General features: G+C 46.6%; 19 protein-coding genes. 8 read left to right on the forward strand and 11 right to left on the reverse strand.

Going from position 1 to position 22010, the window contains the following annotated elements; genetic code table 11:
• Positions 1-133: 133 nt before the first annotated feature.
• The 3 genes from RIF36_RS19715 to galK form a co-directional block, all read right to left on the reverse strand.
• On the reverse strand, positions 134-2803 hold the full coding sequence (locus RIF36_RS19715; RefSeq protein ID WP_350120859.1) for an ABC transporter permease: 2670 nt from the start codon (positions 2801-2803) through the stop codon (positions 134-136).
• Positions 2800-3126 carry a PadR family transcriptional regulator gene (locus RIF36_RS19720; protein WP_151999539.1) on the reverse strand — a complete coding sequence of 109 codons (327 nt, stop codon included), beginning with the start codon at positions 3124-3126 and terminating at the stop codon, positions 2800-2802. Before RIF36_RS19720 ends, RIF36_RS19715 begins: the two co-directional genes overlap by 4 nt.
• A 111-nt stretch (positions 3127-3237) precedes the next feature.
• Entirely contained in the window at positions 3238-4413 is a 1176-nt protein-coding gene (gene galK / locus RIF36_RS19725; RefSeq protein ID WP_350120862.1) for a galactokinase, read from the reverse strand.
• Between the two features lie 362 nt (positions 4414-4775).
• Between galK and RIF36_RS19730 the strand changes: the two genes are divergently transcribed.
• Positions 4776-6095, forward strand: a complete 1320-nt coding sequence (locus RIF36_RS19730) for a DEAD/DEAH box helicase (RefSeq protein WP_350078006.1) — start codon at positions 4776-4778, stop codon at positions 6093-6095.
• Between the two features lie 195 nt (positions 6096-6290).
• Here the strand turns inward: RIF36_RS19730 and RIF36_RS19735 are convergent, their stop codons facing one another.
• From RIF36_RS19735 to RIF36_RS19745, 3 genes are all read right to left on the reverse strand, one after another.
• Positions 6291-6893: a T9SS type A sorting domain-containing protein gene (locus RIF36_RS19735; protein ID WP_350092398.1), complete on the reverse strand. Its 603-nt coding sequence runs from the start codon at positions 6891-6893 to the stop codon at positions 6291-6293.
• A 398-nt stretch (positions 6894-7291) separates the two neighbouring features.
• Entirely contained in the window at positions 7292-8167 is an 876-nt protein-coding gene (locus RIF36_RS19740; protein ID WP_350078002.1) for an RluA family pseudouridine synthase, read from the reverse strand.
• A gap of 2 nt (positions 8168-8169) precedes the next feature.
• Positions 8170-9057, reverse strand: coding sequence for an RsmD family RNA methyltransferase (locus RIF36_RS19745; protein WP_350127989.1), 888 nt, complete (start codon positions 9055-9057; stop codon positions 8170-8172).
• A 111-nt stretch (positions 9058-9168) separates the two neighbouring features.
• On the opposite strand from RIF36_RS19745, the gene RIF36_RS19750 reads away from it, so the two are divergent.
• The 4 genes from RIF36_RS19750 (at position 9169) to RIF36_RS19765 (ending at position 12931) form a co-directional block, all read left to right on the forward strand.
• Positions 9169-9999 carry a TrmH family RNA methyltransferase gene (locus RIF36_RS19750; RefSeq protein ID WP_350127992.1) on the forward strand — a complete coding sequence of 277 codons (831 nt, stop codon included), beginning with the start codon at positions 9169-9171 and terminating at the stop codon, positions 9997-9999.
• A gap of 182 nt (positions 10000-10181) precedes the next feature.
• Complete coding sequence (locus RIF36_RS19755; RefSeq protein ID WP_350077996.1) at positions 10182-10814, forward strand: hypothetical protein; 633 nt, start codon at positions 10182-10184, stop codon at positions 10812-10814.
• A gap of 27 nt (positions 10815-10841) precedes the next feature.
• On the forward strand, positions 10842-12260 hold the full coding sequence (locus RIF36_RS19760; RefSeq protein ID WP_350127995.1) for a pyridoxal phosphate-dependent decarboxylase family protein: 1419 nt from the start codon (positions 10842-10844) through the stop codon (positions 12258-12260).
• A gap of 17 nt (positions 12261-12277) precedes the next feature.
• Positions 12278-12931 (forward strand): outer membrane beta-barrel protein, encoded by a 654-nt coding sequence (locus RIF36_RS19765; protein WP_350127998.1) that lies wholly within the window; start codon positions 12278-12280, stop codon positions 12929-12931.
• A gap of 9 nt (positions 12932-12940) precedes the next feature.
• Here RIF36_RS19765 and RIF36_RS19770 read toward each other — a convergent pair whose 3' ends face one another.
• Entirely contained in the window at positions 12941-13501 is a 561-nt protein-coding gene (locus tag RIF36_RS19770; RefSeq protein WP_350128001.1) for a DUF3109 family protein, read from the reverse strand.
• 278 nt (positions 13502-13779) lie between these two features.
• Between RIF36_RS19770 and RIF36_RS19775 the strand changes: the two genes are divergently transcribed.
• Together RIF36_RS19775 and RIF36_RS19780 are read left to right on the forward strand one after the other, a co-directional pair.
• Positions 13780-13974, forward strand: coding sequence for a hypothetical protein (locus RIF36_RS19775; protein WP_350092416.1), 195 nt, complete (start codon positions 13780-13782; stop codon positions 13972-13974).
• Positions 13934-14365 carry a putative toxin-antitoxin system toxin component, PIN family gene (locus RIF36_RS19780; protein WP_350128004.1) on the forward strand — a complete coding sequence of 144 codons (432 nt, stop codon included), beginning with the start codon at positions 13934-13936 and terminating at the stop codon, positions 14363-14365. The genes RIF36_RS19775 and RIF36_RS19780 overlap by 41 nt, the downstream gene beginning before the upstream one ends.
• A gap of 52 nt (positions 14366-14417) precedes the next feature.
• Here RIF36_RS19780 and RIF36_RS19785 read toward each other — a convergent pair whose 3' ends face one another.
• From RIF36_RS19785 to RIF36_RS19800, 4 genes are all read right to left on the reverse strand, one after another.
• Positions 14418-15800, reverse strand: a complete 1383-nt coding sequence (locus RIF36_RS19785; RefSeq protein WP_350128007.1) for an amidohydrolase family protein — start codon at positions 15798-15800, stop codon at positions 14418-14420.
• A 133-nt stretch (positions 15801-15933) separates the two neighbouring features.
• A complete protein-coding gene (locus tag RIF36_RS19790; RefSeq protein WP_350128010.1) occupies positions 15934-18357 on the reverse strand; it encodes an ABC transporter permease in 2424 nt (807 codons plus the stop codon).
• Positions 18358-18467: 110 nt separating this feature from the next.
• Positions 18468-19022: a DUF2911 domain-containing protein gene (locus tag RIF36_RS19795; protein ID WP_350092427.1), complete on the reverse strand. Its 555-nt coding sequence runs from the start codon at positions 19020-19022 to the stop codon at positions 18468-18470.
• Between the two features lie 6 nt (positions 19023-19028).
• Positions 19029-19481, reverse strand: a complete 453-nt coding sequence (locus RIF36_RS19800; protein ID WP_350092430.1) for a GNAT family N-acetyltransferase — start codon at positions 19479-19481, stop codon at positions 19029-19031.
• Between the two features lie 204 nt (positions 19482-19685).
• On the opposite strand from RIF36_RS19800, the gene RIF36_RS19805 reads away from it, so the two are divergent.
• A complete protein-coding gene (locus RIF36_RS19805) occupies positions 19686-21971 on the forward strand; it encodes an ATP-dependent helicase (RefSeq protein ID WP_350092433.1) in 2286 nt (761 codons plus the stop codon).
• Positions 21972-22010: the final 39 nt, after the last annotated feature.

A 22010-nucleotide genomic window follows, 5' to 3' on the forward strand; every position in this document is an offset into this window, starting at 1 on the left:
AAGCCATATTTCCATAGCCCAACATCAACTGACTACTCGGATCATAGCAATCGTTATTCCGACATAATCCCTGGGGACAATCACGGTTGTGCACCCAATTAGCTGTACAGTACCCTTCGCCTGGGTATTTCAATTATTCCACTCTCAAGCTTTCAACAGGATTGATCCGTGACGCACGCAAAGTGTGATAGACAATGACAAGGGCGGCCACCAAAAGTGCGGCCAGCCCACTAACAACGAACAGCCCCACCCCGATTTCGGTTCGATAGGCGAAATTGGCCAGCCACTTATTCATCAACCAAAGCGTAAGTGGCACTGACAACACAATAGCAACAAGCAGCTGAGAAATGAAACTTTTCGATAGCAAAGCGAAAATTGTCAATGGAGTGGCTCCCATCACCTTCCGAATGCCAATTTCTTTGATGCGACTGTTCACAACCAGCACCATAAGACCAAGCAGACCTAAAATTGCAATGACTATGGAGAGGATTGTTGCTACGGTAATTAGCTTGTTTAGCCTTGCTTCGTTTTCATATTGCTGTTGTATTTTTTCATCAACGAAGCTGAAATCCAGGGCCTCATTTGGGAAAACTGCCTCCCACTCCTCGTCAAGGATATCCTGCACCGCCGTTAGGTTCAATCCAGTGTAAGTAAACACAAGCTTGGGAACCGGCGAATCCCCCACATTGAAGTCGGAAATCCCCTGCAAAATGGGCATAGCATTTTCCGCTATCACGAGCGGCTCCACCTGCGAATGAAGAGAAGTGAAGTTGAAATTTTCAGTCACTCCGATAATCCGGTGTTCGCCAAACTCTTTACCGGGCAGCTTGTCGTCGACAGGGTTTTCGAGTCCAAAGTAGTCGGCCGCCGCCTGATTAATTATAATCGACTGGCGTTCGTCAAGGCCGTTTCCCTCCTCAAAATCCCTGCCCTCCTTTACTTTTATCCCAAATGACTTCAGGTAGTTGGCGTCAACATTCAGGAAGGCAAACCGCCTGAACACATTCTTGTCGTCGGTGTAAGCAAGCTGCGTCCATCCATTTGAGCCAAAAACATGAGTAGCCATACCAATGTCGGTAACATCGGGGTGTTTTTGTAATGCAGCCTTCAGAAGCTTACCATTTTCCATGCCCGTAGCTATCACCTGAGTGAGTCGCTGCGCAGCCGGATCCGGCTGAAGCGTAACGGAAACAACAGACTCATAATTGAACCCCAGGTCTTTCTCTTGCATGAAGCTTACCTGCTTTTTCATGATCAGTGTAGTACTGATGAGAAAAACAGTAACAAGAAATTGAAACACCAGCATGCCCTTTTGCGCCACGTGCCTTCCACCGCCCTGGCTTCCTCCTCTCAAAATAGCCACGATACGAAAGCCAGACAGCACAAAAGCCGGGTAAATTCCAGCAGCGATGCCTATGGCTAACCCAACACCCAGGTAAGCGAACAAATGCCACCACCTGAAGGTGAAAAATATTTGGGTTCCGGTTAACGTGTTGAACGTGGGAACAAGCAATACCGTGAGCACAGTACCGATCGTCATAGCTATAAGCGCTACCAAGAGGCTTTCGCTGAGGTATTGCACCACCAGCGTACTTTGCCCGGCACCCAGCACTTTTCGCATACCCACCTCTCGGGCCCTGCGCAGAGACTGCCCAATGGAGAGAGTGGCGTAGTTGATGCAAGCAATTATGAGCACCAGTAAGCCAATAGCGCCAAGTATATACACATACTGAGGATTGCTTACCGGAGCAAAGCCAGCCGGTACGTCGGGGTTGAGGTGAATGTCTGTTATTGGCTGCAAACCAATGTTGTACTGCCCCCTTTCTACCTCTTCGCTCAGATACCCCATCACCACGTCCTGCATCTTGTCGTTTACGTTTTGAACATCAGCGTTTTCTCTGATCAGCACATATGTTTCAGCAAGCACGCTGAACCAGGCATTCATGGCACCTTCTCCATAAAATCTTCTGCTGTTCTCCGCCGATACAGCAATATCGAACCGTATGCTGGAGGCATGCGGCATATCGGCTATCACCGCCGACACTTTAAAGTCCTCTATATTTTCAGCGATTTGCAGGCTCAGCACCTTCCCCATCGGATCATCGTCGCCAAAATACTTTCTGGCATAAGACTCGGAGATGATCACACTTCTCAACTCCTGAAATGGCACCTCTCTGTTCCCCGCTATTACTTCAAAGTCGAAGACCTTGAAAAAATCAGGGCTAATGACGGCCACCTGCTCATCGATACGATTCTCCCCTCTTCCCACCAGATGGTTCTCCTGAGTTATTCGCACAGCAGCTTCTACTTCCGGAAAGTTTTGCTCAAACAAATCTTCAAACCTAAGCGGCGTAACACTGTTAAAAAATATCTTCCCCTCGCCATAGTCTTCTTTGACCCAACTTCGGTAGATGCGGTCCTTTTTTGAGTGAAAATGATCGAAGCTTAGCTCCTGCTTCACATAGAGCCCCATCAGCAGAAAGCAGGCAATGCCGATGGTCAGGCCCACCAGGTTGATAGCTGTGTTGACTTTGTCCCTGGCCAGCACCCTAAAAGCGATTTTGAAATTGTTGGCTGTCATCATAAATATTGAGTTTTTGAGTCTTTTCGATTTTCCTATGGCCGAAATTCTCAGCGACCGAATAACGAGCCATACGTACGTCAAATCAGCGGCTCGCTTTCCGATCTCAGTCCGGCGTTTTTGATACACCTCATACAGATCACCCTGCAGGTCCTCCAGAAGGTCGGGGTGGCAATACCACTCCAGAAACCGATCAGCCCACCTTGGAGGATTGGAACTCATGAGCCCTGAATCGTTAGTAACTTTTTGTACAAGCCCATCCTTACCAGCATCGTTTCATCGATCACCTTGCGGCCGGCCACCGTCAGCGTAAAAAAACGTTTCCTTCTTCCTCCCCTGTCGGCAGTAGCACCTCCCATCGAGGACGTGACAAATCCCTTGGCCTCCAACCGTCGGAGCACTGAGTGTATGGCAGTAACATCGGGCTTTCTACCAGCTTGCTCGGCAATCTCCTCAAGGATAGTTACTGCATAGGCCTGCCCTGCTAGTGAGCCCACGGTCAAAAGCACAAGCTCCTCCAGTTCGCCTAATGATTCTCTTTTCATAGTTGCACAAGATATTTATTGTACAAAGATACAAATAAACTATTTAATAATTTTTTGTACAACAAATTAACATTCGTTAACACCTGACAGACGATCTGGTGAGGTACGGAGTCAGGAAATCACTGACGCTCCGTCTTGTATAGAAATGTCGTAGAAGTTGGGCGCTGTATGAAATTGCTTGGTAAATGAGAGGTCGACGTGACGCTTGAATTCCTCCTCAAACTCCTTTTTCACGATGTTAATGGTGCATCCACCAAATCCCCCTCCCATCATCCTTGCGCCTGGTATTTCGTCGGGAAACCTGGCCGCTTCGGCAGCTAGAAAGTCCAGTTCCCGGCAGCTTACCTCGTAGTCGGCCGAGAGCCCACGGTGCGTGTCATTCATTTTTTTTCCGAACGCAAGCAAATCGCCCTTTTTTAAATCACGGGCAGCGGCCCGTGTACGTTCTATTTCACCCGTCACAAACCTGCACCTCCGAAAGACATTCTCAGGAAGTTCATCCGCCAGCTCTTCCACTTCAAATGAATTAAAGTCTCTGAGGGAATTTGCTTCAGGTTTATGCTTTTTAAGAACCGTAACCCCCAACTCACACTCAAGTCGTCTCGTATTGTACTCAGAGCTGGCCAGAGAGTGCTTCACCCGTGTGTCGATAAGCAGAAGGCTGTGATCCTGGAGCTGAAGTGGATAGTAGTCGAATGTAAGATCACGACAATCGAGCAACATGGCGTGGTCTTTCTTTCCCATTTTGCTGGCAAACATATCCATGATTCCACACTTGACCCCGACAAACTCATGCTCCGCCTTTTGAGCTATCTGAATAATGTCCCATGGCTCAACAAACAGCTCAAACAATTGCGTCAGTGCTGTTCCAAAACCAACCTCAAGCGCTGCTGACGATGACAAGCCGGCCCCATTTGGGATGTCGCCACCGAACACACAATTGACCGGAGGAATATCGAAACCACGCCGTTGCAAACCAGCCACAACGCCAGTAAAAAAGTTAGTCCACGCCGGATTGGACTTTGGCACCAACTTCTTGTGGTTGACCAGCGCTCCCTTATTGATATTCAAAGCAAAAAGGGAGGTATCGGGCCGGGTAGAAGGTGACATAGCAAAAATAATCTCCCTGTTAATAGCAGCAGGAAACACAAAGCCATTATTGTAGTCGGTGTGCTCGCCAATCAGGTTGATCCGGCCAGGTGCCCGCACAACAATGGCGGGACTTGAGCCGTAAAGCTCCGTAAATGTTCTCGATATTAGTGACTGGTAATCAAGTTCCTCAAACATCACTGTAGTTTAGGTTTAATCAACGGGAACAGCTTTCGCCAGGAAGGCTCTTCTCCCTCTTAAAAAAGTGCTCAAATATACGAGCAGTTTGCTATTTCGAATATAAGCCAGTTGAAATTGAAGTTTCTGAGAATACCGTTGGCACTCGTTATTTATTAATAAAGAGAGACCAGGAGCTATTGTCAACTATTTAACGTACCTTTGCGCCAGGTTCTCAGTTGACAGGCCAATTATTTCACATACTCAGCCTGCCGCACGCTTCAAGTCGATGTCTGCCATTCAACCAAGGATCTTTTAAGGACAGACTGCTGATTGTGACCCTTCCCGGCTCGTTATCAGCCATATTTAAACAAAAAACATTAATGACATTTGAAAATCTAGGGCTTATTGAGCCCATTCAGAAAGCCCTGAAGGCTGAAGGCTACACTACGCCTACGCCTATTCAGGCCCAAGCCATCCCACATCTTCTTGAAGGTAGAGACTTACTGGGTTGCGCACAAACAGGCACCGGAAAAACTGCTGCCTTTGCCATTCCCATTTTACAAAACATTTACACCGCCAGAACCGAACAAAGAGGTATCAAAGCCCTTATTCTTACCCCAACGAGGGAATTGGCGATACAAATTGACGAAAGCTTTGCCGCCTATGGCAAGTATACCAGAATCAGCCATACAGTAATATTTGGTGGCGTGTCGCAAAATGCGCAAACCAATGCCCTCCGTAGGGGTGTTGACGTGCTTATTGCTACTCCAGGTCGCTTACTTGACCTGATGAACCAGGGTTTTGTTCGCCTCGACACCATTCAGTTTTTCGTATTGGACGAAGCGGATCGCATGCTCGACATGGGGTTTGTGCACGATGTAAAGAAAGTGATTGCCAAAATACCCGCTAAAAGGCAGACGCTTTTCTTCTCAGCCACCATGCCGCCCGAAATTGTAAAGCTGTCTGACAGCCTTCTTACAAATCCTGTGAAAGTAGAGGTGACACCTGTATCTTCAACAGCCGAAAAGATAGAGCAGTCGCTGTTCTATGTGGAGAAAAGAGACAAGAAGCATTTGCTCAACCATATCCTGGAAAACAAGAGTATTGAGACGGCGCTGGTTTTCACAAGAACAAAACATGGTGCCGACCGGGTAGTGAAAGACCTTAACAAGGAGGGAATTACTGCCGAAGCCATTCATGGCAACAAATCGCAGAATGCACGTCAGCGTGCCCTCTCAAACTTCAAAACCCGTAAAACAAGGGTGTTGGTTGCTACCGACATTGCAGCCAGAGGTATCGATATCGATGAGCTGACCCATGTATTCAACTACGAGCTACCCAATATCCCTGAAACTTATGTTCACAGAATTGGGCGAACAGGACGTGCCGGAGCGGATGGAAAAGCAATTTCTTTTTGCGAGAGAGAAGAGAGACCTTATTTGAAGGACATCCAAAAGCTGATAGGAAAAACGATTCCTGTAATAGAGGAACACCCATACGTAAATGCTACACCAGTACCAACTTCCAGCGAAGTGTACTCGTCAAGACCAAAGTCTGGCTCTAGCGGCAATTCGGCGTCGTTCAAAAAGAAGTGGAACAACAACGGAAGGCCAAACAACAACGGAAACAGATCCTCGGATCGGCCGCAGCGTGACTCTTCTCAATCAACTGCCATGCCTTCACGGTTTTCGAGGTATTAAGAATTGATAGAATGTATTTTAAAAAAGGGCTTCGGCCCTTTTTTCATGTCTATACTTATCGGGAATTGGGCCAATCAAACCGTTGTAAGTGAAAGAAAGCACAAAAAAAACTAGCCGCCCTTTGAAAGAGCGGCTAGCCAGATTGATAAGCGGATTAATGAATGTTTTCAGTATAATTTACAGTCTGCTTTGTGCTTAAAAATCGAATTTTTGGTCTTTAACTACAGTGTTATTGTATGATACAGTGAAACGAACACCCGCTCCTTTTATTTGGCTTAAGTCGTACACTCTTGTGAAGAAATCAGCTGATTTCACATCCTCGGAGAACAAAAGTTCATCCTGGCCACCGTAGATAGCCACTGAAAGAGGTGAGCTTACTGACGCACTTGATCTAAGTACCATTTTCTTTGTGCTGGCATTAGAGCTAAGAGCTACCTGCTCAGTCAATTTGTCAACTTCAGAGACGTGGTGTACAGTTTGAGCTACTTTTTCACCTTTTGAAACTACCTCAAAAGTGTAGTAACCTGTAGGAACGTTTGAAAGGTCGAAGTTTTGTGCAAAACCATCAGCCACTCTAACGGATCCTTTGTGAACAGATACGCCTTTTTCATCCAAAACATTAACCGTTACATTCTGCTTGCCTTCACTCTTATATATAAGTTTGTAAGAGTCGTTCTTATTGTAAGATATCACCTTCACAGCAGATGAAGCCTTAAGTGAGTCTCCTCCGGCAAATGCAACACTAGAAGTACCCATAGCTACTAGGAGTACAGCAATAAAGTTCTTTGTCTTTTTCATAACTTTTCGTTTTTGAGCTTATCAATTATATATCAAAAGACGTAATAGTTATGATTTTGTTCAAATAATAGGCATTAATTTTAAATGAATATATGGCTAATATATAAAAATTTACGAATTCATTAAAATATCACTTTTTCGTAACCGTTTGCGCTGGCAGTTACGCTAATGCAAACGTCTGATTTTTATAATTTTTACATAAAATATTTTTCTCCATGTAGTTTATTCCGATTCATTTCAAATAATAGCCTATTAACAGAATATTATTCTGGTTTAATCGCCTCTAAACTGATTGCATAAATCCCGGAATCGCTTGCGGTGGGAATTTCGTTCTGACAAGGCGAAACCAAAAGATCGGAACAAAAGAAATGGGGGAAGGAATTGGTAGGACAGATTACCTATCTATAGTCTTCACTTTTCTCCTTTGGGTGAGTAAAGATCGTGGACGGCTCTATTTTGAAAGCCAAATCTTTGCCCGTTATCGGATGTTTTATGTAAAGCTGGGTGGCCATTAATCGAATCTGCCTTTTAAAGGCATTGCTCGCTCCATATTTGTAGTCGCCTACTATAGGGCAGCCAATATGACCAAGGTGAACCCTAATCTGATTTTTCTTGCCCGTGGCCAACTCCACTTCTACCATGTGATATCTCCCTATCCTCTCTTTATAGGTATAATAGGTGATAGCTTCCTTGGTATTGGGGCCTGGCGTGCTGGCTACAAACATCTTCAGGCCTCGTTCCTCCAGCAGCGTGCTAATGGTACCTTTTTTGGGATTGGGCTCCTTTTCTGTAATGGCAATGTACTTTTTAGAAAACTGATGCCAGTCAGATTTTAATTTCTCCTGTATCTCTTCGCTTTTTGCAAAAACAACCAGGCCGCTTACTTCTTTGTCAAGCCTGTGCACTGGGAAGGCGCTCTGTGCACCTTTTGTAGCGTCCTTTACGTAGTCGTCCACCAGTTTGTGCATGGTGGGCCGCCGTGTGATGCCTTCGCCAGCCGTAATGAGGCCTACGGGCTTATCGCAAACAATGATATATTGATCCTGCCAGATGACACGAAACGGTGCCTTTACATTAAGAGAGGGCTTCTCTTGCTTTTCAATATTAACAAGCTGGCCAGTCTTGACAGGTGTGTCAGCCATTCGAACCTGCTCCCCGTCGAGAGTGACGTTGGCAAACTTGAGCATTTTGCGCAGCTTGGTTGTGGAAGTGCCTGCATAGGCATCGCCCAATATTTCCAGGATGGTGCCGTCTCTTTTGGCTAAATGCTTCATAATTATCGTGTAAATCTTAAAAACGTTCCCAAAGGCAGCCTTTGCCCTGACGTGGACGGCAGGTAGAACTCCCCGAACTGCATATTATCCGGCTGAAAGAATGATTCGACCAGATTGGCTGAAACCAATGCCGAAAGCCCCATGCTGTACATATTAAGGACAAGAAAGGCCTGCCGGGATGCCAGCAGTTGGCTGCATAGCTCCATCAGCTCCGTCAAACTCTCTTCAATCACCCATTTCTCACCATCGGGGCCTCTGCCATAGGCGGGTGGGTCGAGTATGATACCATTGTATTGCTTACCCCGCTTTACTTCCCTTTTTACAAACTTCAGGGCGTCTTCCACCACCCACCTGATGTCCTTCAAACCACTCGCTTGCTGGTTATCATTAGACCAGGTGATCATGTTTTTTACAGCATCCACGTGTGTGACTTCGCTACCTGCAGCCCTGGCTGCCAGCGATGAGCCACCTGTGTAGGCAAACAGATTGAGCACCTTTCCCGGCTCAGGCCACGCTTTCACCGTATCGTATATGAAGTCCCAGTTCTCAGCCTGCTCAGGAAAAACACCCACATGCCCGAAGGAAGTGAACTGTAGCGACATGGTGAGTTGCATGTCTTTGTACTGATACTTTAAAGGCCAGCGATGATTGAGTTTTTGCGAATAAGTCCAGCCTTCATCTTCTCTGCTGCTCTTCCTGGCCTTCGCCGAGTCCCGCACAAATACCGCAGATGCCTGCTTTTTCCATTCGTCGTCCAACAACTTCTTTTTCCAAATAGCCTGAGGCTCGGGCCGGATGAGCGTATACTTTCCAAACCGCTCCAGCTTCTGAAAGTCGCCAGAATCGATCAGTTCGTAATCTTGCCAATGTCGGGGGAACAGCAACTGCATAGGTAGCACGGGGAAGTAAGGTGCAAAAGTAACGGAATTGTTGGAATTGGGTGCTTTCTGGTTTCACATTACTCATCGCAGCGCACCAGGCGATTTAGTTGTGACCATGAGATGAACTTTGCACAATACCCTGTACTTTTGCTTTCCATGATTCTTGAAATATCAAGTCCGCAGAACCAACGCATTAAAAACCTGATCGCCCTTCAGAAGCCCAGGGAGCGCAAAGAGCAGCAGGCGTTTGTTATTGAAGGAGTCCGTGAGATTTCGCTCGCTCAGCAAAGTGGCTACGAACTACAGGAAATTTACATCAACCCAAACATCTTCAGAGAAGACCCCCACTACCCTATCTCCTTCGAGCATTCTACTACCTACCACCTGAGCAACGTAGTTTTCTCAAAAGTTGCCTACAGAGAAAGTACAGGCGGGGTAATCGCCATTGCTGCTACCAGGTCGCTTAGCCTTGCTGATTTACCAAAAAAGGACAACCCCCTTTATCTGGTGCTGGAAAATGTGGAAAAGCCTGGTAACATTGGAGCGATGCTTCGGACGGCGGATGCCGCCGGGCTTAGCGGGGTAATTGTTTGCGACCCCAACACCGACTTTTTCAACCCCAACGTAGTGAGGTCGAGCGTAGGTTGCCTTTTTACTGTGCCGGTCGCCTCCGCCAGCAATCAGGAAGCCAGGGATTGGCTTACCAACCAGGGCATCACCACCTATGCAGCGACCCTCACCGACAAAGCCAGGCCCTATCACACCTTTGATTACAAAGCGCCCTCTGCCGTGCTACTGGGCACGGAAGCCACTGGTCTATCCGATTTTTGGTTGACAGAAGCTAATCAGCAGGTGATTATTCCGATGAAAGGGAAAATTGACTCTATGAACGTGTCGAATGCCGCAGCCATTCTTATTTATGAAGCCCTCCGTCAGCGTGATTTTGGCTGAGCCCTTTTCGTAGCCCAGCCTTCAATCCAATTTTTTGCAGCCACCTACTTCTGTGAATCCGTATGAAAACAGCGCCAGGTCAGCACCGAAAGTGGCAACCAAACCGAAATCTATCTATGAAATTAGCCATGCTTACAGTCGAATTCTATTACTTTGGGCTCTCATTGTGAAGTTCGCATGAAATGAAAAACAGAGCGCTTTTTTTCTGCATCTTTTCGCTAGGCTCCCAGGTATCCTGGTCTCAAAATGCAGAAAAGCTTAACGAAAAAATTGAGGATTGGTATTTTGGCACCATCGTGATGACATCGGGAGATGTGATCGAATGTGATTTTGCCTATAACCCGCTTACAATAGAAGGTCTGCTACAATTCAGCTACGAGGGCGTCAACTACACGGCTGGCCCAAGCAAAATATCTTCCTTTGGCTTTTTTGATGAAGAGCGTGGCACCTACCGCAAGTTCCAGTCGTTTCCGGTATACAGCGAAGTGACTGAGATGACAAATGAGATCTTCATGGAGATACTTCACGAAACGCAATTCATTTCACTGGTTGGGAGGAAAACGACTGGACTGAAGCCTGGCTATGGCTTCAATGCCAATGCTGTGATAACTCAGAAAAACGTTATCAAGGGCTATGAAAGATACTTCATAGATATGGCCACCGCCAGGTTACACGAAATGACTAAAAAAGAATTTTTCAAGCTTACGTCAGACAAAAAACCAGAGATAAAGTCCTTTATGAAAGAAGAGCATGTTCAGCTAAATGAATCAGCTGATTTCATAAAATTGATGGAATACTATGCTTCTTTGAAGTAGTATTATAAACGCCTCAGCGAGTTGAGTATGATGACACCAGAAACCTTTAGAGTGGAAGCCCACCGCCTCGTCGACTGGATGGCAGATTTTCTCGAAAACATCGAGGAATATCCCGTAAAACCCGCCACAAAGCCCGGCGACATTATCAAGCAGCTACCTGTTTCTCCTCCTCTTCAAGGCGAAAGCTTTGACAGCCTCTTCAAAGATTTTCAGAGCATCATTATGCCAGGTATTACGCATTGGCAGCATCCCCATTTTCATGCCTATTTCCCCGCCAATGGGAGCTACCCTTCTATTTTGGCCGAAATGTTAACCACCACGCTCGGTGCTCAGTGTATGATCTGGGAAACGTCGCCAGCAGCGGCAGAGCTGGAGGAGATGGTAATGAACTGGCTCAAAGAAATGATGGCTCTACCCTCCACATGGCACGGCGTTATTCAGGACACCGCTTCCACGGCCACCCTTGTGGCGCTCCTCACCGCCAGGGAAAAGCAAAGTGGCTTCCGTGTGAACGACGAAGGCTTCAGCGGGACAGAAAAGTACCGTGTATATTGTTCCAGCGAAACCCACTCCTCAATTGAAAAGGGTGCCAAAGTAGCCGGCATAGGAAAGAAAAACGTTGTGAAGGTGCCTGTAGATGAGCTACTCGCAATGAAGCCCGATCTGCTAGAGGAAGCCATTAAAAAGGATATCCAGGCCGGGTATACGCCATTAGCAGTGGTGGCTGCCTTAGGCACGACCAGTACGGTGGCCGTTGACCCATTAAAGGCGATTGGTGCCATTTGCAGCAAATATAATGTGTGGCTGCATGTGGATGCGGCTTATGCCGGCACAGCCCTGCTGCTGCCAGAGTGCCGCTGGATGATGGAAGGTCAGGAGCTGGCCGACAGCTTTGTGTTCAACCCGCACAAATGGATGTTTACGCATTTCGACTGCACAGCTTACTTTGTAAAGGACAAGGAGGCCCTTATCCGCACATTTGAAATACTACCCGAATACCTCAAAACCGCCACCCGTGGGCAGGTGAACGACTACCGGGACTGGGGCGTGCAACTGGGTCGCCGTTTCAGGGCTTTGAAACTGTGGTTTGTCATTCGCTCCTTTGGCATCGATGGATTACAAAAGACGTTAAGAGCACACATAGCCAGTGCTGAAGATTTTGAAGCTAAGGTTGTAAGTCACCCAGATTTTGAGCTCATCCTGCCACGATCTTTGAATGTAGTGGTCTTCCGATTTAAGCCAGCCGGCGAAGACAATTTAGAGACGCTAAATCAGCTGAATGAGCAACTGATAAAAACCCTGAATGCTTCCGGAAAAGTCTTTATCTCACACACCAAAGTAAATGGCGTTTACTGCATAAGAATGGTGCTCGGAAATACCAGACTGGAGCAGAGGCATGTCGAGGAAGTTTGGTCATGGATAAGGGATGCCGCCAAGTCGCTTTAAACCATTATCTTCGTTCTATGCGCATCGCTTTTCTTCTATTTCTTCTGGTTTCTTTCAAAAGTGCAGTCGCTCAGGACTCGCTGAAGTGGCTCTCAGTAGGATTTAATGCCCAGGCATACAAAGGAGACCTGGGAGATAATTACAGCAAATGGACTGGTGGTTTCTATGGCAGCCTGCAGTTTAAGACCCAGAAGAAATGGCATGGTAGTGTGAACCTCGTCATCGGCAACATTGCCGGGCAAGACCTCAATCCGGTTTTTAATGTCAGCCCTGAAAGTGGCAGACAGCCCAATACCTATTTCAACAATTCCTTTGTGGCTGCCTACTACCAACTTCACTGGAATGTGTACCTGGGAAATAGGCTAAGGGTTTTTCTCGGCCAGGGAATCGGTTTGATGAGGTACAATGCCAAAGATGAGCAGGGTGCCAGTCTGGCTAATCAAACAAACACCCGGGCCGCTAATGAATCGGCAGGCAATATTGCCTTGCTCCTGCCTACCAGCATCGGTACGGCCTACCGCTTTCGAAACAACTTTGGCCTAAGCTACAAGTTCACGCTATTGAACACAGCCACCGACTACCTGGACAATATTTCACAACTGGGAAGTGTCACCGGTGGCGACAATGTATTGGCACATCAGGTATCACTGCTGGTGCCTGTTCACTTCTAGGGCAAACACTCAGCCTTCAATTTCTTCCACCAGCTGCTGATACCAGGCTTCCCCATATTTACGGATCAGCGCTTCTTTTAAGAACTTGTAAACAGGCACACCCAGCTCCTTTCCATGGTCACAAGCAGGAGCACATATTTGCCAGCGGTGGTAGTTGAGGGCATCGTAGTTATCGTATTTCGACACTCTGATAGGGTACAAATGGCATGAAATAGGCTTTCTCCATTTTGTTTTTCCTGCCAGCCAGGCTTGCTCAATGGCGCATTTTAAAATGCCTCTGTCGTCGTATATAGCGAAGGCACATTCCTTATTATTGATAGTTGTGGTAGAGAAGTCACCCTCCTCGTCGAGCAGGTAAGCGCCACTTTTTTCAATGGCCTTTACACCAGCATCGGACATAAAAGGTTTCACATCTTCCAATATGCTGTCAATTTCCTGCAACTCATCCTCCTCTAAAGGCGCCCCAAGGTCACCCTCTACACAGCAAGCCCCTTTGCACTTAGTAAGGTCACAAACAAACAACTGCTCTTTAATATCGTCGGAGATGACGGCGTTTTCTACCAGTATCATGGTGCAAAGTTCTGGCTATTTACGGAGTAAAACAACGATTCATCCTAAGACGCTTGCCATTTCCATATTATCTTCAACCTGTCAGAGCTCTAAGCCAACAGTTTAAAACGAGATATGCATATCAAATTCAAAAAATATCGTTATTTGTAAATAACAGAGAAGAAGATCTGGCTACAGAAACGCTGCGTCCAAATTAACTGTTTACCTAAGATATGGCTTCCAACGATACATTTAACCTTAAAATAAGCCGAGCTCAGCTATTCGATTTAGTTAGCAAAATGAGTAAAAAAGATCAGGGAGAGCTACTGAAAGCTCTTCAGGACAGAACCTATTTGGAGCGCTTCGAAGATTTACTTCAGAAATTCCGCACAGACGAGCTAACAATGGAAGAAATCTCCCAGGAGGTTGAATTAGTAAGACAAAAAAGGTACGATGAAGGGAAGCATCAAGTACAAAGTAGTAGTCGATACTAACATCTTTATTTCCTTCCTGATTGGCAAAGTTTTGAAGGATCTGCCAAAATACCTTCACTCAAGTGCTGTTGAGCTAGTTGTATCGGATGAATTGATCAGCGAACTTATCGAAGTTACTTCAAGGCCGAAGTTCAGCAGGTACTTTTCTGAAGAGATTGTCCGAGAACTTCTGGTTCTGGTAGAAGAACGATCAACCGCAGTTCAACCAATCTCGCAAATCGAAGCCTGCAGGGACGCTAAGGACAACTACCTTCTCGCCTTAGCTGTTGACGGCGGTGCAGACTTTCTTGTCACAGGAGACAAAGATTTACTCACCATGGGCACTTTTGAGAAGACGAGAATTATCGACTATACCGAGTTAGAAAGAACAGTTGAAGCTACCCTAAAGTAGCAGAGTATTACTCCCTGCACCCTCCTTTTGATTTCGTCCAAGCGCCAAAAGCCTATTCCTTATACAAAGCGGCAATTTTCGCCAGCTCGCCGTCAATAAACTGTCTGTCCAGCAGTTTACCCCTCACCATCACCCACTGAATCTTGCTCATATTAGTAATGTCATCCAGCGGATTGGCCTTCACCAGCACCAGGTCGGCCGAGGCACCTTCACTTACTTCACCAAACTTTCCTTTTTGATCAAAAAATGTCGCACTGTTAACCGTTCCTGCTTTCAAAGCTTCATAAGGCGTTAGCCCGCAGTCGATCATGGACTTGAGCTCGTGGTGAGCGGAAAACCCCGGGACATTAAACACCTGCGGAGCATCCGACCCCAGAATGATGGGCACACCAGCCTCGTGCATCTTTTTGATCATTACTTTCCTGATCTCATTAAGCCTGTTGGCATTGGCTGCGCTAAAAGTTGGGCCACTCAAAAAGTTTTCCTTCGACCTTTTCCAGTTGGCTCTGGTCTGCTGCGACATGTAAATCATTTCTGGTTCGGCCAGCAATGCATCAGCCGATTTGGTTGATATCCAGCGATCAAACAGCGACTGAGTTGGCACTATTGCCACCTTGTTATCCAGCGTTTTTTGAATAAGCCCATCCAGAAGGCCCATGTCTGTATACGGCACCCAGTCGACACCAAAGAAGCCATTGCTTTCCGGATCCAGCCCCAAAGTGTCAGGCACCAGCCCCTCGACATAGCCGTCGACATGATCTACCGTTCCATACCCCGCCTCCAGCGCATGACGTATGCCAACAAACACCGACACGTGGCCGCTGTACGTCTGACCAACCTCTTTTGCTGCGGTTACCATTGAATCAAAAACCGACAACTTAATGCCGGGATGCAGCTTCATAAAATCGTAGCCCATCTCCTTTTGTTCTTTCACCAGTTTCACGGCCGACTCTCCGGTGGGCACACTATTTCCATTGAAAGAAGGGCCTGAGGTGAAAATCCTGGGCCCAAGTATTTCGCCGGCCATTACCTGCTCCCTGAGTTTCAAATGTTCGGGATGCCCAAGCATGCCCCTGATGGTGGTGACACCCTGAGAAAGATAAAGAAACAGCGTTTCAAGGGTTTTATCAGGGCCTGGACCTGGCTGGGGTATGTGTGCATGCATTTCGGTAAGACCTGGCACCAGATATGCTTCTTTCGCATCTATAATAGTGGCTGCCTGGCTAGGCATGAAATGCTTTTCATTCACTATTTTTTGAATCACACCATCTTTCACATACACAACCTGCCCGGTTAGCACCTTGTCGGAGGTCATAGTGACGAGGTTTGCATTGGTAATGGCAAAGTCATAGCCGTCGCCCACATTAGGGTCGCTAACGCAGCCTGAAATGATAACAACAAACGATAACAGAAAGGTGAATTTCAAAGGTTTCATATAAATGCCTGGTTAGTCCACTGAGTAATTAGCACAATTTAATGAAACTATTGATTGAAAGTACTTGCTATGGGTTGGAGCCAAAAAAAGCCCTGGCCAACGGTCAGAGCTTTATCGCTATGCTTAAGAAAATCTATTCATTTCGAAGCGCATTCACAGGATTGGCTGTAGCTGCTTTTATCACCTGAGAAACAATCGTCACCAGGCCAAGACAACCAACAATCAGCAAAGCCATCGCTATCACGCCAAAACCAATAGACACCCTGGTTGCCATCAGGTTCAGCCACAAATCGCTGACAAGCACCGCAATGGGCACAAACACCACCACTGATATGATAATTACCATAGAAAACTGGCGGGTGAGTGACATGACAAGGTATTGAGTGGTGGCACCCAGCACTTTTTTGATACCGATCTCTTTTACCTTTGTTTGAAGTTGGAAGCTCACCATGCCCAACAGCCCAAGGCAGGAAATAAAAATAGCGAAGAGTGATACTGCCGTTACGATTGAGGTGATATCGCCCAGAAAGAAGTAAAAATGATCCATTTCCTGATCCAAAAAGCTGTACTTCAAATCTCTTTTGCTGTCTATCGTCTTCCACGTTTCCTGTAGGTCACTTATCGCCGATGGCACATTGGCAGAACTAATTTTAAGGTTAATGTTCTCATAACTATCCGGCATAAACCGCAGGGCCATCGGCTCTATGGATTTCATCAACGGCTCGAAATGATAGTCTTTCACCACGCCAATTATCTGCACCCGGTTTTCTTTGTTCAAAATGACTTCCTGCCCTATGGCTTCATGGGGTGTTTCAAAGCCAACTGCCTTCACAGCAGTTTCATTGAGAATGATGAATTTTTCTTTACCATCGCCATCGCCTGGTTCAAAGTCCCTGCCTGCCAACAGCGTGATGCCAAAAGTGGAAATGTATTTGTTATCAACAGAGAAGTGGTTGAGCCCAAGCCGTTCGTCGTCTTCGTTTCTTTGAAAATCGGCACCATGCGAACGGCCAACAGCCGGATTGTGCGATGAAAACGTGTAGGCAGTTACAGCCGGATTCTTGCTAAGCTCATCTGCCACTACCTCCGGTTTACTGCCCTGCAATTCCACCACGAGCAAGTTCTCTTCATCGAACCCGTACTCGGAGTTTACCATCAGGCTGGTTTGCTCCCTCATCACGAGGATGGAGATGATCATAAAGATGGACAGGCCAAACTGAACAATCATGAGCACTTTTTTGAAAGAGAAGTTGGACATGAATCCTTTCCTGCCTGCATCACCGGAAACCCCATGGTAGCCCTTCAATGCCTGAATGGGGCTAAACTTTGAAAGGAAAAGAGCAGGAAAAACACCCGCAAAAAGTCCAACCAGTATACTAAATGCGATGAAGTAAGGAAAAGCGCCGTAGGAGAAATCAACACTCAGTTCTGCCAGAGTAAATATCTCCAGTCCATTGAAGGCGGGGATCATCATTTTAAGAATACCCACTGAAAGGACTAGTGACAGCATGGCCATGATGACCGATTCAATCACAAACTGATGAATCACCTGACGACGGGTGGCACCTGACACTTTGCGAATACCAATCTCCCGTGCCCGGGTCAGCGATTTTGCCAGCGACAGGTTGGTGTAGTTGAACAACGCAGTCACCATTACCACAAGGGCCAGAAACCCGAAGAATACCAGCACAATGCTGGGTATGTAAAACCCAAGTTCATTACCATACATATTGCCCATGGCAATTTTTGTCACCGATGCCACGCCAAATGTGTAAGGTTGCCTGTCCGCCGCCCATTCGATGTTTTCTTCAGCAAGAGTGGTGACAGTAGCTGCCACCTGCTGAGGATCTACACCCGGGTTCAACTTGAAGTAATTATAACCTACCCACAAGTTCGACCAGTTGTCGTTCTTCCTATCCGAAAAAGGGCCATCGTCAGCCATCGAATTGAGTGTACTCATGGAACCGAGGGCCTCAAATTTCATGTGCGTACTAACTCCGTCCATATCAAGTACGCCTGTGATTTTGAAAGGGCCTACGCCTGTATAATCAAGCACCAACCCCAGATAGGAATCCCTTTTTCCAAAAAACTTTTCAGCTGTTTCCTTCGTCACTACCACTGAAAAAGGGTCTCTTAACGCAGTTTCTTTATTGCCTTCCATCAGTGGAAATGAAAAAACCTTAAAGAAACTTTCATCAGCCAAAAGGCCATTGATATCCAATACCTTGTCGGCTGTTTGTGCCTCTCTCCGAAAATCAGATCTTAAATTGGTGTATGCCTCAAAATAGGCATATTGGTCAACCATCGCCTTCCTGAAAGGCAAAGGGCTGCTGGCCGTGCCTGCGAAAATACGTGGCGCATTGGGGTTAAAACTCTCTACCCGGTATATACGATCAGCGTCGGCATGAAACCTGTCGTAGTTGTACTGATTATAAATGATGGTGATAAGCAGCAACGAAACCGACATCGCCAATGACAATCCGGCGATATTAACAAAGCTGAACAGCTTTTGGCGAGCCATGCTCCTTAGAGCAATCTTGAGGTAGTTCTTAAGCATAATAGTCCTTTTTTAAGTTATGAGCTTTAGACTATTACTTTACGCTTTCAGTTACCCTGCCAGTAGACCTATTGTATTGAAATGAATAAATGAGGGATTGAACAGGTTATTCATTTGAGCGAACTGACTGGCGGGTTCTCCCACTTTATAGGCACTTTTGTCAGTGTTCTGTTCCATTTGAAAAGAAGTTGAGCCCCGTTTTCATCGGGTTGAAACTCTATCGTCAACTGTTCTGCTTCATTTTTTGGGTTAAGCACCGGCACTTCTACCCTCAGCACATCGAGGTCGTAGTTGGGTTCGAACTTTCCCCACTGGGCTAACTCGCTGTTGAGTACTATTGTCCAGCGGGCAGATTCAGGAATAGTATAGAGTCTGTATCTTCCTTTTTTTACCGGTTTGCCACCAAAAACAACGTCTCTGCTAAACTCAATTTCAGTAGCTTCGTTGGCTCCTGTTCTCCAATACTCGCCGTAGGGCACCAGCCCACCAAAAACCTTTCTCCCCCTTTTGTAAGGTCTGCCGTAGTCAAGGTCAATGGTAATGTCCTGCGTTTGGTAGGTTGCCTGCCCACGTGGACTCAGTCCCAGAGAATTATAGAATTCGTAAGCCGTGTAGCCACCATAGACTAGCAATGCGAAACCCAGTACAAATAATACCTTTTTCATTTCCTTCTACTTTAACCATTCGTACAACTGGTAATGGTCTCCATTCATACCAAGTTTGCTGTACACGCCCTGAGCTGATGTGTTGGTTTTATCCACATACAATCTCAGACCTGCCAGAGAAGGAATCCTTTTTACTTTGTCGGAGAGAAACTGATACATTTTCTTAAAAACACCTTTTCCCCGGGACTCTTCTATCACAAACACCGACTGAATCCACCACATGGTGCTGTTTCTCCAGTCGGACCACTCAAAGGTGATTAGCAATGAGGCAACAACCTTACCCTCCTCTTCAGCTACAAAATACGTGCCCTTATTTGGATCATTGAAAACAGAAATGACGCCTTTTTCAACCACAGCTCTGTCCAGGTTCAGTTTTTCAGTTTCCCAGGCCATTTTTATCTGGAAGTCGATAATAATCTTGGCATCTCCCAATGATGCCTCACGGATAATCAAATTCATACACTGTTCTTTGATAGAAGGCTGGCAAATTAATAAACGAGTAGAATAATCGGACAGTATTTGAAGCATTATCAACACATTCCCGCATTAGCCTTCCTGCCAGACGCAGATTCCACCGCCTTCGTGTCCTTAATTTTCCAGATATCAAAAATTCCTCCAAAAGTTTACTCGCATGTGAAGCCCGTCATTTGTTAACTTGCGGTCATGAGTCTAGATGCGGAAGAGGAATTTCTAAAAGAACTAAACGAACCTCAGCGAGAAGGGGTGATTAATACGGAAGGCCCCACCATGATCATTGCGGGCGCTGGATCGGGAAAAACCAGGGTACTCACCTACAGAATCGCCTACCTGATCAAGTACAAGCATGTTGATCCTTTCTCAATAATGGCACTCACCTTTACCAATAAGGCGGCCAGAGAAATGCGCAACCGGATAGAAAAAGTAGTGGACAATGATGCCCGAAACATTTGGATGGGCACTTTTCACTCCGTGTTTGCCCGGCTCCTTCGTTCGGAAGCGCACCATATTGGCTATCCAAGCAACTTCACCATCTACGATGCCGACGACTCCAAGTCGCTCATCAAAGCAATAGTAAAAGAACAGGGCCTGGATGATAAAGTTTACAAAGCCAACGCTGTATTTAGCCGTATTTCCGGGGCCAAAAACAACCTGGTTTCCTGGAAAGACTACATCAACAATCCTCTGTATCAGGCCGACGACGAAAGCCAGATGCGGCCACATATTGGCAAACTCTACCAGCTTTATGTGCAGCGCTGTTTCAAGGCCGACGCCATGGATTTCGACGACCTGCTTTTTAATACCAACCTGCTTTTCAAGGAACACCCCGATGTGCTCAACAAATACCAGCAACGGTTTCAATATGTGCTGGTGGACGAGTTTCAGGACACCAATATTTCACAGTACCTGATCACAAAAAGGCTCGCATCCGTCCGACAAAACATAGCTGTGGTAGGCGACGATGCACAGAGTATTTACGCCTTCCGGGGGGCCAATATTCAGAACATTCTCAATTTCGAAAAAGACTATCCCGACCTGAGGATCATCAAGCTGGAGCAGAACTACCGGTCGACGCAGAACATCGTGAATGCTGCCAACTCGGTGATTGTGAAGAACAAAGCGCAGCTGCACAAAAACGTTTGGACGTCGAATCAGGAAGGCCGTTTGATAGAGCTCATTAAAGCCGTGAGTGACAACGAGGAAGGCAAGCTGGTGGCCTCTACCATTTTTGAGCAAAAAATGAACCACCAGTACCATAATAGCGATTTTGCTGTACTGTACCGCACCAACAGCCAGTCGAGGGCGATGGAAGAAGCACTCAGACGAATGAACATCAAGTACAAGGTAGTCGGTGGATTGTCGTTCTACCAAAGGAAGGAGATCAAAGACCTGCTTGGGTACCTGCGTTTCGCTGTCAATCAAAATGACGAACAGGCACTTCGCCGTATTATCAATCTGCCAAAGCGTGGCATTGGCGACTCCAGTGTAGATAAAGTTATCGTTGCCGCCGATGAGCAGGGTGTTTCTCTTTGGGAGATTCTTGAGAACATCCGCCATTTTGTGGGTGGACGTGCCGGTGAAGCCATCAAAAACTTTGTCACCATGATCAAGAGCTTTCGCATCACGATGGAAAAAAGTGATGCTTACGACACTGCTCAACTGGTCGCAAAAAACTCCGGCTTGCTCAAGGAGCTTTACGAAGACAAAACGGTGGAAGGACTGAACCGGTACGAAAACGTGCAGGAACTACTCAACGCCATCAAAGAGTTTGTTGACAATCCGGAAACGAACGACAAAACGCTTGGTGCCTTCCTGCAGGAGGTATCACTCCTTACTGATGCCGACGACAAAAACAAAGAGCTCGACGACGCCGTGACACTGATGACCATCCACATGGCGAAGGGGCTGGAGTTTAAAAACGTATTTGTGGTGGGCATGGAAGAAGACCTTTTCCCCTCCCAAATGATGCTCAGCAGCCGGGCCGATCTGGAAGAAGAGCGCAGGTTATTCTATGTGGCCATTACCCGGGCGGAACAGCATCTGTTCCTTAGCTATGCGCTCAACCGCTATCGTTATGGCAGACTAAAAACCTGCGAACCCAGCCGCTTTTTGTCCGACATCGACACGACTTATCTGCAGGTGAGCAAATCTATTGGCAACCACGAACCACTACCGGGAGTGCAGGCGCAGCACTTTGGAAAGCGCTCGCTCATCGCCGGCTTCCCCGAGCAAAAACCACAAGCACCAAGACATTTTGTAAAACAAACTGCTCACCAACCCTCTTCCAATTTCAAACCAAGCGACACCAGCAATTTAATAGTAGGCAACAGGGTGGAACATCCCAAATTCGGGTTTGGGAAGGTAATAAGGATGGACGTGGACGGTGCCAACAGGAAGGCCATCATTGATTTTGAACAGTTTGGCGAAAAAACTTTGCTTTTAAGCTTTGCCAAATTGAGAATAGTAGAATAGTTTCGCCAAAAGTTTCATTTCGGAGTAAGAAGACTCTAC

It is taken from the genome of Imperialibacter sp. (assembly GCF_040222815.1).
Taxonomy (GTDB): domain Bacteria; phylum Bacteroidota; class Bacteroidia; order Cytophagales; family Cyclobacteriaceae; genus Imperialibacter.